20 protein-coding genes are annotated in these 16,334 nt (G+C 62.5%); 11 read left to right on the forward strand and 9 right to left on the reverse strand.

The features are described from left to right. Positions 1-98 precede the first annotated feature (98 nt). On the forward strand, positions 99-1,151 hold the full coding sequence (gene hemB, locus AC04SG_RS06955; protein ID WP_488550420.1) for a porphobilinogen synthase: 1,053 nt from the start codon (positions 99-101) through the stop codon (positions 1,149-1,151). Positions 1,152-1,179: 28 nt separating this feature from the next. On the opposite strand, the gene AC04SG_RS06960 is transcribed toward hemB, so the two are convergent. Beyond that, positions 1,180-1,836, reverse strand: a complete 657-nt coding sequence (locus tag AC04SG_RS06960; protein WP_352560438.1) for a glutathione S-transferase — start codon at positions 1,834-1,836, stop codon at positions 1,180-1,182. 113 nt (positions 1,837-1,949) lie between these two features. Between AC04SG_RS06960 and AC04SG_RS06965 the strand changes: the two genes are divergently transcribed. Next, positions 1,950-3,158, forward strand: coding sequence for a polyhydroxyalkanoate depolymerase (locus AC04SG_RS06965; protein ID WP_488550421.1), 1,209 nt, complete (start codon positions 1,950-1,952; stop codon positions 3,156-3,158). 64 nt (positions 3,159-3,222) lie between these two features. On the opposite strand, the gene AC04SG_RS06970 is transcribed toward AC04SG_RS06965, so the two are convergent. Then, on the reverse strand, positions 3,223-3,549 hold the full coding sequence (locus AC04SG_RS06970) for a DUF1330 domain-containing protein (RefSeq protein ID WP_023693250.1): 327 nt from the start codon (positions 3,547-3,549) through the stop codon (positions 3,223-3,225). A gap of 175 nt (positions 3,550-3,724) precedes the next feature. On the opposite strand from AC04SG_RS06970, the gene AC04SG_RS06975 reads away from it, so the two are divergent. Together AC04SG_RS06975 and AC04SG_RS06980 are read left to right on the forward strand one after the other, a co-directional pair. After that, a complete protein-coding gene (locus AC04SG_RS06975; RefSeq protein WP_488550422.1) occupies positions 3,725-4,420 on the forward strand; it encodes a winged helix-turn-helix transcriptional regulator in 696 nt (231 codons plus the stop codon). A 424-nt stretch (positions 4,421-4,844) separates the two neighbouring features. Beyond that, on the forward strand, positions 4,845-5,495 hold the full coding sequence (locus AC04SG_RS06980; protein ID WP_488550423.1) for a dihydrofolate reductase family protein: 651 nt from the start codon (positions 4,845-4,847) through the stop codon (positions 5,493-5,495). Positions 5,496-5,692: 197 nt separating this feature from the next. Here the strand turns inward: AC04SG_RS06980 and ppk2 are convergent, their stop codons facing one another. Further along, positions 5,693-6,613, reverse strand: coding sequence for a polyphosphate kinase 2 (gene ppk2 / locus AC04SG_RS06985; protein WP_112567462.1), 921 nt, complete (start codon positions 6,611-6,613; stop codon positions 5,693-5,695). Positions 6,614-6,857: 244 nt separating this feature from the next. On the opposite strand from ppk2, the gene AC04SG_RS06990 reads away from it, so the two are divergent. Beyond that, entirely contained in the window at positions 6,858-7,901 is a 1,044-nt protein-coding gene (locus tag AC04SG_RS06990; RefSeq protein ID WP_488550424.1) for an aldo/keto reductase, read from the forward strand. Positions 7,902-7,919: 18 nt separating this feature from the next. Here the strand turns inward: AC04SG_RS06990 and AC04SG_RS06995 are convergent, their stop codons facing one another. Next, complete coding sequence (locus tag AC04SG_RS06995; RefSeq protein ID WP_488550425.1) at positions 7,920-8,891, reverse strand: glycosyl transferase family 90; 972 nt, start codon at positions 8,889-8,891, stop codon at positions 7,920-7,922. Positions 8,892-9,163: 272 nt separating this feature from the next. Between AC04SG_RS06995 and AC04SG_RS07000 the strand changes: the two genes are divergently transcribed. After that, positions 9,164-9,322, forward strand: coding sequence for a hypothetical protein (locus AC04SG_RS07000; RefSeq protein WP_488550426.1), 159 nt, complete (start codon positions 9,164-9,166; stop codon positions 9,320-9,322). 65 nt (positions 9,323-9,387) lie between these two features. Here AC04SG_RS07000 and AC04SG_RS07005 read toward each other — a convergent pair whose 3' ends face one another. Both AC04SG_RS07005 and AC04SG_RS07010 read right to left on the reverse strand, forming a co-directional pair. Continuing rightward, positions 9,388-9,648 carry a DUF982 domain-containing protein gene (locus AC04SG_RS07005; protein WP_112563470.1) on the reverse strand — a complete coding sequence of 87 codons (261 nt, stop codon included), beginning with the start codon at positions 9,646-9,648 and terminating at the stop codon, positions 9,388-9,390. Between the two features lie 82 nt (positions 9,649-9,730). Beyond that, on the reverse strand, positions 9,731-10,396 hold the full coding sequence (locus AC04SG_RS07010) for a GntR family transcriptional regulator (RefSeq protein WP_488550427.1): 666 nt from the start codon (positions 10,394-10,396) through the stop codon (positions 9,731-9,733). 151 nt (positions 10,397-10,547) lie between these two features. On the opposite strand from AC04SG_RS07010, the gene AC04SG_RS07015 reads away from it, so the two are divergent. Together AC04SG_RS07015 and AC04SG_RS07020 are read left to right on the forward strand one after the other, a co-directional pair. After that, a complete protein-coding gene (locus AC04SG_RS07015; RefSeq protein ID WP_488550428.1) occupies positions 10,548-11,813 on the forward strand; it encodes a multidrug efflux MFS transporter in 1,266 nt (421 codons plus the stop codon). Between the two features lie 40 nt (positions 11,814-11,853). Then, a complete protein-coding gene (locus tag AC04SG_RS07020; protein WP_488550429.1) occupies positions 11,854-12,228 on the forward strand; it encodes a DUF423 domain-containing protein in 375 nt (124 codons plus the stop codon). A 42-nt stretch (positions 12,229-12,270) separates the two neighbouring features. Here AC04SG_RS07020 and AC04SG_RS07025 read toward each other — a convergent pair whose 3' ends face one another. After that, positions 12,271-12,414 (reverse strand): hypothetical protein, encoded by a 144-nt coding sequence (locus AC04SG_RS07025; protein ID WP_488550430.1) that lies wholly within the window; start codon positions 12,412-12,414, stop codon positions 12,271-12,273. A 62-nt stretch (positions 12,415-12,476) separates the two neighbouring features. Further along, entirely contained in the window at positions 12,477-12,617 is a 141-nt protein-coding gene (locus AC04SG_RS07030) for a hypothetical protein (protein WP_488550431.1), read from the reverse strand. Between the two features lie 146 nt (positions 12,618-12,763). Between AC04SG_RS07030 and AC04SG_RS07035 the strand changes: the two genes are divergently transcribed. Continuing rightward, entirely contained in the window at positions 12,764-13,843 is a 1,080-nt protein-coding gene (locus AC04SG_RS07035) for a LacI family DNA-binding transcriptional regulator (RefSeq protein ID WP_488550432.1), read from the forward strand. Between the two features lie 3 nt (positions 13,844-13,846). Here the strand turns inward: AC04SG_RS07035 and AC04SG_RS07040 are convergent, their stop codons facing one another. Continuing rightward, complete coding sequence (locus AC04SG_RS07040; protein WP_488550433.1) at positions 13,847-15,034, reverse strand: OpgC family protein; 1,188 nt, start codon at positions 15,032-15,034, stop codon at positions 13,847-13,849. Between the two features lie 218 nt (positions 15,035-15,252). On the opposite strand from AC04SG_RS07040, the gene AC04SG_RS07045 reads away from it, so the two are divergent. Together AC04SG_RS07045 and AC04SG_RS07050 are read left to right on the forward strand one after the other, a co-directional pair. Beyond that, the gene (locus AC04SG_RS07045; RefSeq protein ID WP_488550434.1) at positions 15,253-15,909 is read left to right on the forward strand and encodes an alpha/beta hydrolase; all 657 of its coding nucleotides are present in this window, start codon (positions 15,253-15,255) and stop codon (positions 15,907-15,909) included. Positions 15,910-16,097: 188 nt separating this feature from the next. Beyond that, positions 16,098-16,280 (forward strand): hypothetical protein, encoded by a 183-nt coding sequence (locus AC04SG_RS07050; RefSeq protein WP_488550435.1) that lies wholly within the window; start codon positions 16,098-16,100, stop codon positions 16,278-16,280. Positions 16,281-16,334 lie beyond the last annotated feature (54 nt).

Genomic DNA, 16,334 nt, shown 5'->3' on the forward strand with positions numbered 1-16,334 from the left:
TCGTGTCGCATTGGTCAGCGGCAAGGGCTCGTGGTAAAAGCCGCCTCGAAATAGCGGCGGGGCTCGTGGTAAAAGCCGCGCGATCCGGAGTTATGGCGATGAACAAATTCACCCCAGCGACGAACAAGTTCGCGCCGGCAAAGCCCGCCGGCGCGCGCAGCGTCGACGAGATCACCGGCAGCCGCCGCTTGCGGCGCATGCGCAAGGCCGACTGGTCGCGCCGCCTGGTGCAGGAGAACCGGCTGTCGGTCGACGACCTGATCTGGCCGATCTTTGTCATCGACGGCAAGAACACGCGCGAGCCGATCGCCGCCATGCCCGGCGTCTTCCGCTTGTCGCTCGACCTTGCCGTCAAGGAGGCCGAGCGCGCGGCAAAGCTCGGCATACCGGCGATCGCTACCTTCCCCAATGTCGAACTCGCTTTGCGCGACCAGACCGGTTCGCACATCCTCGACCCCGAAAACATCATCAACCGCACTACGCGCGCCATCAAGGACGCGGTGCCGGAGATCGGCATCATCACCGATGCCGCGCTCGACCCCTTCACCAGCCATGGTCACGACGGCATCTTGCGCGACGGCATCATCGTCAATGACGAGACGGTGGAACAGGTGACCGCGGCGGCCGTCATCCAGGCGGCGGCCGGCGCCGACATCATTGCGCCGTCGGACATGATGGACGGCCGCGTCGGGGCCATCCGCGACGCGCTCGATGCCAACGGGTTTTCAGACGTGTCGATCATGTCCTACGCGACGAAATTCGCTTCCGCCTTCTACGGCCCCTATCGCGAGGCAGTCGGCACCGCCGGCCTGCTCAAGGGCGACAAGAAGACCTATTATCTCGACCACGCCAATTCCGACGAAGCGGTGCGCGAGGCCGAGCAGGACATCTCCGAGGGCGCCGACATGCTGATGGTCAAGCCCGGCCTGCCCTATCTCGACATCATCCGCCGGCTGAAGGACGAGTTCCAGATGCCGACCTTCGCCTACCAGGTGTCGGGCGAATATTCGATGATCAAGGCGGCCGCCGCCAATGGCTGGATCGACGGCGAGCAGGCGATGCTGGAGAGCCTGCTTGCCTTCAAGCGCGCCGGCTGCGACGGGATCCTGACTTACTTCGCTCCTGAAGTGGCGCAGATGCTGAAGGGCTAGCCGCGCCGCGGCCACCCTGCTCACCTTCCTAAAATTCCACGTCGAGTTCGATAATGTCCTCGGGCTCGGCAAGCGCGTCCCGCGTCCACTCCTGCATCAGCGACCAGTCGAGGATCACCTCACAATAGCCCGCGTGTGGCGCTTCGAGCTCAACCGCATAGGTGCGGAAACGGGTGCAGACCGGCGCATACATCGCGTCGGCCACGGTCGGCGAGGAACCGAACATAAACGGCCCGCCATAGGCTGCCAGGCATTCGGACCAGATCGTCTTGATCCGCTCCACGTCCGGGCGCGCGCCGGAAAATATCTTGAAGCTCTTGTGCCGGGCTTTCAGGCTCATCGGCAGCGCCGAGCGCAAATTGTGAAAGCCTGAATGCATCTCGCCTGATACCGCACGGCAATGCGCGCGCGCCACGCGGTCGGCAGGTAGCAGACCGGCATCCGGCATGGTCTCGGCCAGATATTCGGCGATCGCCAGCGTGTCCCACACCGTCACCCCGTCATGGGTCAGCAGTGGCACCAGCACCGATGGCGACAGGAGCAGCAATTCCTGCCGTTGTTCGGGGTCATCGATGTCGATGCGCTTCTCCTCGAACTCCAGCCCGGCCATGCGGCAGAGTAGCCAGCCACGCAAGGACCAGGAAGAATAGTTCTTCGACGAGATCGTCAACGTCGCCTTGGTCATGCCGTCGGCCCTCCGAGCCCCTTTGCCGGCAACAATCCTCTCGCAATGCACAAAATTTTGCACTAGATTTTTTTGCACTGCCACATGGCGGCTTCGGAACGGGATGCATCTCGATGCTGTACCAGGCCTACCAGCTTCAGGACGACCTCATCGCCCCATCGCGTTTTTTCGCCGATCTCTTGCGCTCGGCGATGAGCAGCATGGTTTCAGGCGACAGCGTAAAGCAGCGCCTCGCCGCCGGGCTGGAGATGATCGGCCGCTTCAAACTCACCCATACGCGACCGGATTTCGACATCAGATCCGTCAGGGTCGGCAATCGCGACGTACCGGTCACCGTCGAGACAGCACTCGAGCTGCCGTTCGGGACGTTGCTGCGCTTCGCCAAGGACATGGATACGGGCCAGCCCAAGGTGATGGTGATCGCCCCTTTGTCGGGTCATTTCTCGACGCTGCTGCGCGGTACGGTGGAGACGCTGCTGGCAGACCACGAGGTCTACATTACCGACTGGGCCAATGCCCGTGACGTACCGCTCGTCGCCGGCCGCTTCGGCGTGGATGACCATGTCGACTACATCATCCGCTTTCTCGAAGCGATTGGCCCGGGCGCGCACTTACTGGCGGTCTGCCAGCCCTGCGTCCAGGCGCTTGCCGCAGTCGCCGTGATGTCCGAGGACAAGCATCCTGCGACACCGCGCTCGATGACGCTGATGGCGGGGCCGATCGATCCGCGCGAGAGTCCGACCAAGGTCAACGAGTTCGCCGTCAGCAAGTCGCTGGCGTGGTTCCAGAGTTCCGTCATTTCGCGCGTGCCGTGGCGCCATGCAGGCGGCGGACGCCGCGTCTATCCGGGCTTTCTGCAGCTTGCCGCGTTCATGGCCATGAACATGGACCGCCATAACAAGGCCCACCAAAAACTGCATGACCATCTGGCGACTGGCGAGACCGCCGAGGCCGAGAAGATAAAAGCCTTCTACGACGAGTATCTGGCGGTGCTCGACCTCACCGAAGAATTCTATCTTGAAACCATCGACCGCGTGTTCCAGAAGGCGGAGCTCGCCACCGGTACGTTCACGTTCCGCGGCAGCCCGGTCGATCCGGGCGCGATCCGCAACACGGCCCTGCTGACCGTCGAGGGCGGGCGCGACGACATCTGCGCCCTCGGTCAGACATCGGCCGCGCATGAATTGTGCCGGTCGCTGCGTCCGCATCTGAAGCGCCATCATTTGCAGGCCAATGTCGGCCATTACGGTGTCTTCAACGGCAAGCGCTGGGAGCGCGAAATCTATCCGGCCGTGCGCAATCTCATCCTGTCGATGGAATAGGTTTTGCCCACAGGGACGCTGAAGGGATAGCCGGAACCCGGACTTTCCGGGTTCCGGCTTTTCCTCACGCCTTCGGCAGATAAGGGATCGTTCCGGCCAGATCGGTATCGTCGATCAGCTGGAAGCGGCTGTCGCTGCCCTTCTGGCGCTCCGCCACAAACGGGGCGTATTGCGGATCGTTGGTGAAGGCTTCGGCTGCCTTTGCCGACGGAAACGCCATGATGGCGATCAGACTGGTGTCGAGCGGCTTGCCCTCGAGCGTCTTCACATTGCCGCTGCGGGCGAGATACTTGCCGCCATGCTTGTGCACGAGGTCGTGCACCGAAGCGGCATAGGCCGGCACCCATTTGTCGTCCTTCACCTTGATGTCTGCGATCACGTAAGCGGTCATTGTCTTACTCCTCATCGAACGGCGCCGGACTGCCCGGCGACGTGACCGCTGCCTCGCATGACGGCGCCGGGCGCCTCCAGTCACCAAATTGTACTAGGGGACCAGTACAGCTTCTGTACTGGCTGAATGCCGATTTTCTGAATAAGGTTCGGCAACTTCTTTTGGAGATCGCCACATGACACAAGCCGGATATAAGCAGTTCTGCCCGCTCTCCATGGCGGCGGAGCTGTTGTGCACACGCTGGACCATGGTGCTTTTGCGCGAACTGGTGGCGGGCTCGACCCGTTTCAACGATTTGCGCCGCGGCGTGCCGAAAATGTCGCCAACCCTTCTGTCGCAACGGCTGAAGGACCTTGAAGCCGGCGGCATTGTCGAGCGCACCGAGATCGAATCCGAGAAGGGCGTGTTCGAATACCGGCTGACCGAGGCGGGCCGGGACTTGCGCCCCGTGGTCGAGGCGATGGGGTTCTGGGGGCAGAAATGGGTGGAGGCCAGGCTTTCGCTCAAAAATCTCGATCCGTCGCTGCTGATGTGGGATATGCGGCGCAATCTGAACCCCAGCCCCCTGCCCGACGGGCGCACCGTGATACAATTCCTGTACCATGATCTGCCGGCGTCAAAACGCTCGTGGTGGCTGATCGTCGAGAAGCACGGCGATGTCGATCTGTGCTGGTACGATCCGGGCTTTGACGTCGATCTCTATGTCTCGACGGACCTCTGCACCATGACGTCGATCTGGATGGGGCTGACCACGGTTCACAAGGAACGCGACAAGATCAGCCTGACCGGCGATCTCGACGTCGCCGGCAAGATGCAGGCCTGGCTTGGCCTCAGCCCGTTTGCGGTGATGCCGAAGCGCGCCGCGGCTTGAGGCCAGTTGCCGTCATAGGCGCTGCAAATTTGCTGATCTATCCCGCCAGTGCTCTATACTCGTAGGTGCTGGGGCGACGCCGCGTCGGGACCTTGTCTGTCAGGTCTACCACGCGGATCCATTTGCATGCGTCGCCGCGCAAGGTGACCTTCCGGCCGATCACCTTTTCGGCTGCTCCAAACGGTGTACTGGCCTGGGTCTCCTGACTCTCCTGGACGACCTCTCCGTCCATCCTTTCGACGCGATATGCCTTCATCTCGTGCGCTCCCGACTCAGGGCCTCCCGAAGGTAACGCGGCGGCTTTTTCCGTCAAGCATTAGAATATTCTAAATCTTTGTGATTTCAAAAAACCACTTGCAGTTCGCAATCGGTTTGCTACAAGACAACTACTTGCTAATCACAACCGGTTACGTCGGAGGCTTTCATGTCCAAGCTGCGTGTCAATGCATTCACCCTGTCGCTCGACGGTTTCGGCGCCGGTCCTGACCAGACCCTGCAAAACCCGCTGGGCGTTGGTGGCGAAGATCTGCATAAATGGATGATCGGCACCCACACCTTTCGCAAGATGGTGATGGGCAAGGAAGGCGGCACCACCGACACCGACGATGACTTCGCCGTCCGCAGTTTCGACAATGTCGGCGCCTGGATCCTTGGCCGCAACATGTTCGGGCCAATCCGCGGCGAGTGGCCGGACGACAGCTGGAAAGGCTGGTGGGGCACCAATCCGCCCTACCATGTGCCGGTCTTCGTGCTGACGCACTACAAGCGCGATCCGATCGAAATGGAAGGCGGCACCACTTTCCACTTCGTCACCGGCGGTATCCATGAGGCACTGGACCAGGCGAAAGCCGCGGCCGGTGGCAAGGATGTCCGCGTCGGCGGCGGCGTCTCCACCATCCGGCAGTATCTCCAGGAGAAGCTCATCGACGAGTTGCATCTGGCAGTGTCGCCGGTGCTGCTGGGCAAGGGTGAGAACCTGTTTGCCGGTCTGGATATGCTTGAGCTCGGCTATCAATGCACCGAGCAGGTGGCGACAGCGCTTGCGACGCATGTGACGATCAAGCGGGGTAGGTAGCGAACCCCTCGGCGCAGGCTCCTTTCTCCCCGTCCCTATACGGGGAGAAATGCCCGGCAGGGCAATGAGGGGCGGCGCAAACGGTCGAAGGATTGCGTTGGAGGATGTATGGTTGACCCAACTATCGCGGTCAGCGCTGCCCCTCATCCGCCCTTCGGGCACCTTCTCCCCGTGAAACGGGGAGAAGGAAAAAGGGATTAATACTTCTCCGGCACGTAAAGCTCCCGCGGCAACACCTGCCGTTCGTACTCCGGATTGAACACCCGCTCGGGCAGCGTGATCTCTTCGTGCGGCACTTCCTCATAGGGCATCTGCTTGAGCAGATGGTCGATGCAGTTCAGCCGCGCCCGCTTCTTGTCGTTGCCTTCGACGATGTACCACGGCGCCTCGGGAATGTTGGTGCGGGCAAACGTCTCTTCCTTGGCCTTGGTGTACTGCTCCCAGCGCACGCGCGACTGCAGATCCATCGGCGACAGTTTCCACTGCTTCATCGGATCGTGGATGCGCATCAGGAAGCGCATCTGTTGTTCTTCGTCGGTGATGGAGAACCAGTATTTGACCAGCGTGACGCCGGAGCGGACCAGCATGCGCTCGAACTCTGGCACGTCGCGGAAGAACTCCTCGACCTGATCCTGGTCAGCAAAGCCCATCACCCGTTCGACGCCGGAGCGGTTGTACCAGGAGCGGTCGAACAACACGATCTCGCCGCCGGCCGGCAGATGCGGCACGTAACGCTGGAAATACCATTGCGATTTCTCACGCTCGGTCGGCGCCGGCAGCGCCACGACACGAGCGATGCGCGGGTTGAGGCGCTGGGTGATGCGCTTGATGACGCCGCCCTTGCCGGCGGAATCGCGGCCCTCGAAAATCACCACCAGCTTTTTCTTGTGGTAGGCGACCCAGGACTGCAGTTTGATCAGTTCCGACTGCAAGCTGATCAGGTCGCGAAAATACTGCATGCGATCGATCGATGGCGGATGGGCGTTCTTGTAGATCTTGGCGATCTCCAGCGACAGCGCCGGCTCCGACATTTCAAGCTCATAGTCTTCGTCGAGCGTGTCGGCGAGTTCGGCCTCAAGCCAATCCCTGGCCGGAGAATTCTGCTTTAACTCGGTCATTTCTGCTGCTCCGCTTGCCGGCTGTCATGAAACCCTGAGCCGACTTGATATAGGCCGGTAATGACGGTTTTATTGCAAGCCGCCGGCCGGTCGATCACAGCCCAAATCGGCGAGGCATGGCCGATCCATCGCCGTGGCATGGCGACAAGCCAATCAAATTGTCCTACAAATGGCGAACCCATTCGGGCGGCCCCGCCCTTCTCGACCAAAACGCCCCACCCCACCAAAATTGCGAGGATCTGACATGGAATACCGCACGCTTGGCCGTTCCGGCTTGAAAGTTTCGACGCTGACGCTGGGCACCATGACCTTCGGCGGCAGCGGACCTTTCGCCGCCGTCGGCAATTCCGATCTCGCTGAGGCATCACGCATCATCGACACCTGCATCGATGCTGGCATCAATCTCATCGACACCGCCAATGTCTATTCGAACGGCCTGTCGGAAGAGATCATCGGCGAGGCGCTCGGCGGCAAGCGCAAGAACGATGTGCTGATCGCCTCAAAGGCGCGCATGCGGATCGGCAAAGGTCCCAATGACGAAGGCCTGTCGCGTCATCATCTGATCCGCGAATGCGAGAAGAGCCTGAAGCGCCTCAGGACCGATGTCATCGATATCTATTTCCTGCACGAATGGGACGGCACGACGCCGCTCGAGGAGACCATGGCTGCGCTCGATACGCTGGTTGCCCAGGGCAAGATCCGCTATGTCGGCTGCTCCAATTACTCCGGCTGGCAGGTGATGAAGGCGCTCGGCATCAGCGACAGCCAGCACCAGCCGCGCTTCATCACTCAGCAGATCCATTACACGCTGGAAGCGCGCGAGGCTGAATACGAACTCTTGCCGATCTCGGTCGACCAGGGCCTTGGCGTGCTGGTGTGGAGCCCACTTGCCGGCGGCCTCTTGTCGGGCAAATACCGCCGCGACAGCCCGACCGCGCGCCAGCTCGCCGGCTGGTCGGAACCGCCGATCCGCGACGAGGACCGGCTGTGGCGGATCGTCGATGTTCTCGTCGACATCGGCGCGGCCCGCGGCGTCTCGGCGGCGCAGGTGGCGCTTGCCTGGCTGCTCGGCCGGCCGGCGGTCAGTTCGCTGGTGATCGGCGCCCGCAACGAGACCCAGCTTAGGGACAATCTTGCCGCGGCGGCACTCGCCCTCACCGCTGAGGAACGCGACCGTCTCGATGCCGTCAGCCGGCCGCCGGTGCTCTACCCCTACTGGCACCAGCAGTTCACGGCGAAGGACCGGTTCGGCCCGGCCGATCTGGTTCTCGACCGCAGCGTCATCTGAAAGACTGTCGAAAGCCGGCTAGCCCGCGATAAACCGCCAGACCTCCGGATCGGGCTCGATCTGGCCGCTGAGCACGAAATATTTGTAGAGCACGAGCAGGCTGATCGCCTGCTCGGCCCGCTCGTCGGCAAATTTGCGGCAATAGGCATTGGCCGCCGCGACGATGCGCTGGGCTTCGGCCGGATGCTTCTCGAGGTGGTGCACCCGCTCGGCCAGGTCGCTGAAATCGGGCGCCAGCGGCACATAATGGACATCGGGCTCGAGCTGGCCCTCGGCGAACCAGGTCTCGTAAGTCGGCGGCGGCATGAGGCAGAGCGAATTCGAGCTCATGATCCATTTCAGATTGGTTGCGACATCGTTGCCTTCGAGGGAAATGATGTAGCGGTAGCGCCGCTGCTGATCGATGGTGAGATAGGGTTTTCGGTATTCCGCCGGCGCCGTTGCCCTTGGCGTGCCGATATCGCAGATCGGCAGGTCGCGGGCGGCCTCCAGCAGCAAGGTGCGGATCGGATTGTTGAGCTCGCCGCGCCAGACGACGAGCGGATGCTTGTCGGCGAAGGCGACATCGTCGGCCGGCATGTGGAAATGACGGAACTTGTTCAGCTTGAACAGGACACCGTTGCCGTTGTCGCCGATGATCGGCCGGTCCTTGACGATCGACGGCATCTTCGGCACCTCGATGACGTCGCCGAATTCCAGGTCGATGCGCAGACCCGGATCGAAATAGCGGGTGAACTCCTTCAGATCGTAATAGTACATGCTGCGGTCCGTCGGCAGCCGATTGACCGGCACGGCCTCGGGGCTTGGTGTAAAGGGCTCCCGCAGCGTGTTGTAATAATTGAGCCGCTCACGGACCGATGCGTCGGAAAGCCTGGCCTGAGCGAGCAGACGGCCGAGCTGGCGCCGGAAAAGGACCGGCGGCGCGATGTCGCGCATGGCGTTGCGCGCATAATAGACGAGCTTCTGTGCGTTTCTTTGAAGCGTGGCCATCGGTCGTTTTGATTCGAAATCGGTCGGCGGCGGCTCCAGTAACTGTCCCGCAGCCTTTTCTAAACCATTGTGTTAGCCATCACGCAAGTCCCGAACCGCTGGCATCTGCCCTCCCCGCGCTGTTGTGTTTGCCGGCCAATGCTTCTAGGCAGGGAGCAATTCCAGGAAAAGTGCGAAGCGGTTTTCCGTCCGGAATTGCGCCCAAACAAAAAGTTAGAGCGGTTCCACGGTCTAATCGTGAAACCGCTTCAGGCACAGCGAAAGGAAACGATATGGCGCGACCACCGAACTACGGTCAGGAACGCAAGGAGCGCGACCGGCAGAAGGCCGCCAAGAAGGCGGAGAAGCTGGCCGCCAAGGTTGCGGCCAAGGAGCGCTCCGAGCCTGAAAACGAGGCCGGTTCCGAAACCAAGACCGAGACGGCAAAATAGGCAAGCCACGATTGCACGATGTCCGGCCCGCATCACGGGCCGGACTCCGGCGATGCTGTTGTGAATCAGGCCGTCGCTTTATCGCTAACGAAGACGTTGACTTCGCGCGCCGCGGCAATGAAGGCACGCCTTGCAATCATCGCCGGCTTGTCGCCGGCCAGCGCATCATGACAGGCCTGCAGCGCTTCGCGATGCTTGGGGCTGCGCTTGCCGGGCCAGCTGTTGAGCAGGTAATCGGAGGCCTCGCGGGCCGTGCGCAGGAGCTGGTTTTCTCCCCCCGCGGCTGCCTTGACGGTCACGGGTGTTTCAAATCGGTTGTTTTCCATGGCCGCTCCTTACGCCATCGGCGCTCATGAAGCGAGGCCGAAAGCGGATGGCGCCTGACATCTGTCACCTTCGTGACCGATATCAAGCGGCGACGACGGCAAATCCCCTGGCGCGCAGACCACGCCGGTCATTGTGCAGCGACGTCACCAGGCGGTCGCGGCTGCCGACAATATGAGCGGAAAGCCGCGCTGCCGCCGCGTCGGTGTCGCCCGCCCGCACCGCCGCCAGGATGGCGTGATGCTCGCTCCAGGCGCGGCCGAGTGCTGCCTCGTCACGCACCTCCAGCCAGCGCGCCCGCGACAGCCGCGTCATGGCATCGCGCACCGCCCTGAACAGGAACTCGTTGCCGGAGAGCCGCGCCAGTTCGATGTGGAAATCCATGCCGACGCGATGCCATTCCTCGCGCGGGGTAGCGGCATCGCAGGAGTCCAGCATCGCCTCGATGATTTCTATGGCGCTTCTGTCGGCCAGCGCCGAAGTCAGCCTGACGGCCGCTACCTCGACCGCCTCGCGATAGACCGCGATCTGTTCCAGTTCGGCGAGGTTGATCGGCGATACCGTCCAGCCGCGCCCGTCGCGGCAGATCAGGCCTTCCGTCTCAAGCCGCAGCAGCGCTGCCCTAACCGGCGTGCGAGAGGCGCCGAAGCGGCTCTCGATCCAGCGTTCCGTCAGCCTTTCGCCAGGCCCGACCTCGATGCCGAGGATCATCTCGCGAAGCGCGTTTTCGACGATCTGCATCTGCGACATCTTTGGTTCCGTTGCTGGCGATCGGCCTCGCATTGAAGTCTGGCCGATCACGTTTGAGAGCGCCGCATTGACAGCGGCAAAGCTTGCGTTCAAGACGGATACCAGTTTGGTATCCCAAAATGGTATCCGCAGCAAGCGGACAGGACATGACATGCCGCAGGACAGTGCAGCGCAAGCGACGCAAGCGCCCTCGACCTACAATGTGCACTGGCGGCGCAACCTGTTCGTGTGTTTTGCCGGATCGTTCAGCACGCTTGTGGCGATGACGCTGCTCTTGCCGTTCCTGCCGCTCTATGTCGAGCAGCTGGGCGCCGTGGGCCACGCGGCGATCGTGCAATGGTCCGGCATCGCCTTCGGCGCCACCTTCTTTGCCGCGGCCCTCGTCGCGCCCCTGTGGGGGCGGCTGGGCGACCGCTACGGCCGCAAGGTAATGCTGGTGCGCGCCAGCTTCGGCATGGCGATCTGCATGTCGCTGACCGGCATGGTGCAGACCGTCTGGCAGTTGGTGCTGCTGCGCCTGCTGATCGGTTTTGCCGGCGGCTATTCCTCGGGCTCGACCATTTTGGTCGCCATGCAGACGCCGAAGGAACGCTCCGGTTGGGCGCTCGGCGTGCTGTCGGCCGGCATCACCGCAGGCTCCCTGGTCGGCCCGCTGCTCGGCGGCGCGCTGCCGCCGCTGATCGGCATCCGCGCTACCTTCCTCATCGCCGGCGGCGTCATTTTCCTGGCGGCGCTGGCGACGATATTCCTGATCAAGGAGATGCCTCGCCCGACAGCGCCAACCAAACCCAAGGAGAAGCCGAAGGGCGGCTGGGCGCAGATCCCTGACAAGCGGCCTATCGCCGCCATGCTGGCGACCGGCATGCTGTTCACCTTCGCCAACATGTCGATCGAGCCGATCATCACCGTCTACGTCCAGCAACTGGTCGCGGACGCCAGCCGGGTGACACTGACCTCCGGCGTCGTCATGTCGGCGGCCGCAATCGGCGCCATCCTGTCGGCGTCGCGACTGGGCAAGCTCGCCGACCGCATCGGCCACTGGAACGTCATCGTCGCATCGCTTGCCGTTTCGGCAATGCTGCTGATACCGCAAGCCTTCGTCACCGAAAGCTGGCAACTGGTCGGCCTGCGGTTCCTGATGGGTCTTGTGTTGGGTGGGCTCTTGCCTTGCATCACCAGCGTCATCCGCCACAATGTTCCCGATGGCGTCGGCGGCAATGTGCTCGGCCTGGCGATCTCGGCGCAATATGTCGGCCAGGTCGCAGGCCCGCTGCTCGGCGGCTTTGTCGGCGGTCATTTCGGCATGCGCGCGGTGTTTCTCGGCACATCCGTGCTGATGGCCGGCGGCGCCGTCTACAACTGGCTGGCCCAGTCACGCCGCACGCGCGACATGCTGGCGGTATCAGGCAAATCCTGACAGGTTGCGCCGCCTATCGCCAATCACAGGAGCCCGAGACATGAGCATCGCCGACCATCCGGCAACAGGCAGCGCCCGCATCCTCGTCTTCGCCGGCGGCCTGTGCGGCGCGGCGGGCGTGGCGTTGTCGGCTGCGGCCGCGCATCTGGGCGGCGCTTTCGTCGGCACCGCCGCATCATTCCTGATCATGCATGCGCCGGTGTTTCTGGCCGTTGGCCTCGCCCGCGCAAACCGGATCCTGCGGATCGGCAGCCTGGTGCTGCTCGTCGGGCTGGTGCTGTTCTGCGGCGATCTGCTGGCCCGGGATTTTGTGGGATCGCGGCTTTTCCCGATGTCGGCGCCGATCGGTGGCAGCTTGCTGATCGCCGGCTGGCTGGCGATCGCGGGCTCGGCGCTGGTGCGTCAACGTCCATGACGGGGCAAGAACCCTGCCCCGTCAGAATTTCTCACTCGAGGCTTAATCCTGCCGGCGTTCCGGCAGCAGGTCGCGCTTGCGGTTGGCAGGCTTGATCAGCCGCTGCCGTTCCGGGCGCTCGGTAGCTGGCGAGATGCCCCAATAGTTGCGATAGATGTCTTCGAACAGATGCTTCACGGGATGCATGGTTCGGTCTCCTCTTAGAATTTGAATCGATCCAATTAGCCGGCACGAAAATGCCTTGCCGATCAGCTGCGCTTGCGCTCCACGAGGAAATGCAGGTCGCGCTTCCACGGGCAAGTCCGGCCACGGCGCTTGCGGGTGGCGGCATCTTGGGCGATGCCCCAGTTGCCGTAGATGTCTTCGAACAGATAATTCATGGGATGCATGGCACCCTCCTCTTGAACCGATCCAATCGTATGGCGGTGAATCGCCTTGGATCGATTCAAACATAGACCCTCCCTGCCCTCCGATCAAGGGAAAATTTGAACCGATCCAACGAAAGTGTTAGATAGAGCCCGTTGAGGAGACGAAGATGACGGCATTGACTTCCGGGAAGACGAGACCAGTGCGGCTGGCCGACATTGCCAAGGCAGCCGGCGTCTCGCACGGCACCGCATCCAATGTCTTCGCCCGACCCGAGATCGTGCGTGAGGAGGTGCGCGAGCGCGTCAAGGCGGCAGCTGAGGCAATGGGCTATGCCGGCCCCGACCCCAAGGGCCGGCTGCTGCGCGCCGGCAAGGTCAATGCCATCGGCGTCGCCACGGCCGAACCCTTGTCCTATTTCTTCGACGATCCGTTCGCCCGCGTCATGATGGCCAGCATCTCGCAGGCCTGCGATGCCACCGGCGCGGGGATTTCGCTGGTCTCCGCCGCCAACAACGAACAGCTCGCCTGGAACATCCAGAGCGCCCTTGTCGACGGCTTCATTGTGTTTTGCATCGAGGGCGGTTCACGGGCGGTCGAACTGGCGCGTGAGCGCAAACTGCCTTTCGTGGCGCTCGACCTCGATTCGGAGGATGAGACGGTCGCGGCGATCGGCATCGACAACATCGCCGGCGCCAGCCTTGCCGCGCGCCATCTGGCCGAGCTCGGCCATCGCCGCTTTGCCATACTCGCCCTGGAATCTGCCGACGCCGGCTTTGGTCCGGTCACGCAAGAGCAGGTCGAGACGTCGGCACTCTATTCCGGCACGCGCGACCGTTTGCGCGGCTATTTCGCCGAACTCTCCCGCTTCGGCATCGACGTCTCGCAGGTGCCTATCTACGAAACCCTGAATGACGAAGAGACCGTGCGGGCCGGTCTCGAGCATATTTTCGCGCTGCCGGAAAAGCCGACGGCGATCCTGGCCATGTCGGACAGAATGGCGCTGCATGCGCTCGACTGGCTGCGCCAACATGACATCGCTGTACCGGGCGACGTGTCCGTCGTCGGCTTCGACGGTGTGCCGGAAGGTGCTGTTTCCAAGCCGCCGCTGACCACCGTCGCACAGCCGATTGCAGAGATGGGCCGGCTCGCCGTCAAGGCGATCCTAGAGAACGATGGCTCGCTCAGCCGGCAACTGCTGCCGGTCGATCTGGTGATCAGAGCCTCATCAGGCCCCTCTCCTGCCTAGCCTTCATCGGCTCAGCCTTGCCACCACGGGCGCCATGCCGAAAGGCTGGCGAGCGGCCGGGGCTTCGGTGCGAACCGGTTTCTTGCCCGACCAGCCGATTCCCGACAACCATTCGAGATAGAAGGCGAGCGCGAACTGCATGGCGATGCCGGCCGATATCAGCAGGGCGTCATAGGCAAGGCCGCCCGGATTGATCAGCCTCATCACCTGCGCCACCATGGCGATCACCGTGCCGGCAAGGAACACCGGCAGCGAGCGCTTGCCGAGCAGAGCGAGCGGATGGTCGCGGCTGAGACGGAACAGGTTCGAGACGGCCGGCAAGGCGACGATCAGATAGCTCACCGCCAGAATGTGCAGCAACCGCGGCAGCGACAGGAAGGTCTTGTCGAAGCCGCCGATCACCACGGGCAGATCGAACCAGGTGATCTGGCCCCAGAGCGGGCTGTGCACCCAGACCAGCGCTGCCGCGACATAGGTCGCCGCTGCGCCCACCAGCCAGCGATTGACGGGAATCGTGCCGCCGCGCCGGACATGCAGCATGCCGGCGAGACCGATGTTGAACAGGAACTGCCAGGACAGCGGGTTGAGGAACCAGAAGCCCGGCTCGGGATAGTTCGGCGGCGCGATCTGCCAGATGCCGGCGACGAGCCACAAGGCACCGGAAAAGACCAGTGTCGGCAGCGGTCTATAGCTGATGAAGAGCAGGAAGACCGGCGCCATCAACAGCAGCGCCGCATAGACCGGCAGGATGTTGTTGTAGCCAAGCTGGTGGCCGAGCGTGACGATGCCGACCATCACCTCGGGCGTGTTCTTCATCAACGGTTCGATGTTGATCAGTTTCAGCAGCTCAGGCCGGTGGGCGAACACCGCCGCCGCGCAGAACATCGCCATCACCACCACGGTGGTGACGATGTGGGCGGTGTAGAGGACGCCGGCGCGGCGCCACATCTTCAACGTCGCCAATAGCCGACCACCGGTCTGGAACTTGCTGCCATAGGCGAGCGCAACGGACATGCCGGAGATCAGCACAAAGGCTTCCGCCGCGTCCGAGAATCCGAAATTCTTGTAGGTCAGCGTTTCGAAGACGGTGCCCGGCACATGGTCGATATAGATGGTCAACAGGGCGAGCGCGCGGAACACGTCAATGCGGGTGTCGCGTTCGGCGCGATCCGGCGGGAGTTGCGTAGTCATCGACAAAAGGCCTCAAAGCGAGAGCAAGGGTGCTCGTGTTGTTCATGCCGGGATGCGACCATCGGCGCACACCGCTTCGATTCCTCCCGCGGGAAGCATATCGGCGCAGAAACGGTCTGAAATGAGCCTGGTTCAATCACATTTCGCGGAGCGTGAAAATATTCCGTTTTGAAGCCGGCAAACGAACAAAACAATCACGAAATCAAAGAGATATGAGCGTGCCTGAATATACCGAAAAGCATGACGTTCTGCACCAGGATCTGGCCTTCCCTTACCGGTTGCTCGAGCCGGCAAATGCAAGCGGCGGATGCCTGTTTTTGCTGCACGGATCGGGCGTCGACGAAACGACGATGCTGCCGATTGCGAGGCAGATCGCACCCGACGCCACGCTGGTCGCGGTGCGGGGCCGCATCCCGCAGGAGGACGGCTTCCGCTGGTTCGAGCGGATCACCCCGACCCGCTTCGAGCAGGCAAGCATCCGCACCGAGACATCGGCCTTCGCCGCGTTTGCAAGCGAGGCCGCAAGGCGGCACCGGCTCGACCTCGCTCGCGCGACTTTCCTCGGCTATTCCAACGGAGCCAATCTGGTGTCCAGCTTGATGCTGCTCAACCCCGGCCTAGTGCGAAGAGCGGCGCTGCTGAGAGCGATGCCGGTGCTTGACGATATTCCGTCAACCGACGCCAGCGGAACTCGGGTTCTGATTATTGCCGGCGCCGCCGACGAGACCTACGGGCCGTTCGCGCCGGCGCTGGTGACGCTGCTCACCAAACGCGGCGCCGAGGTCGACGCCCGGATCGTCGCCTCAGGTCATGACATCGGCGACCCTGACGCCGCGATCGTCCGGCAATGGCTTGCTGCGCCGATTGCTGCATAGCAAATCATCACTACCGGGTCGTGCCGGCAATGGTGGCCATCCCTCCGAAAGTGGCCAGGATTGAGAGAGCTATCAACGTTCGCGACCGCGCCGCGATCTAGGCTAAGTAAGCCGGGAGCCCACTGGCCGCTGCCCGTGTAAAATGCGCGGTGGACGAGCTTCTTTGGATCTATCTAGTGGAATGTGCTATGATTCTTGTCGTGGGCAAGAAGGCAAAGCAGAAAACCGAACCGCGGGCAGATCGCGAAATGGCGATCGAAGCCGCCTACTTTGCCCGCAAGTTCGGCCTCACCAAAGAAGAAGCGCTCAAAACCCTCCAAGAGGCCAGCGTCGTGAAACTGTTGCCTAGCAGAAATCTGGCAAAAACCTGATAAGGGCCGGCTTGGGCGCGACACGGTCTTGATGAGAAAGCAAACCACGCTTCA

The organism is Mesorhizobium sp. CNPSo 4684, assembly GCF_057784315.1.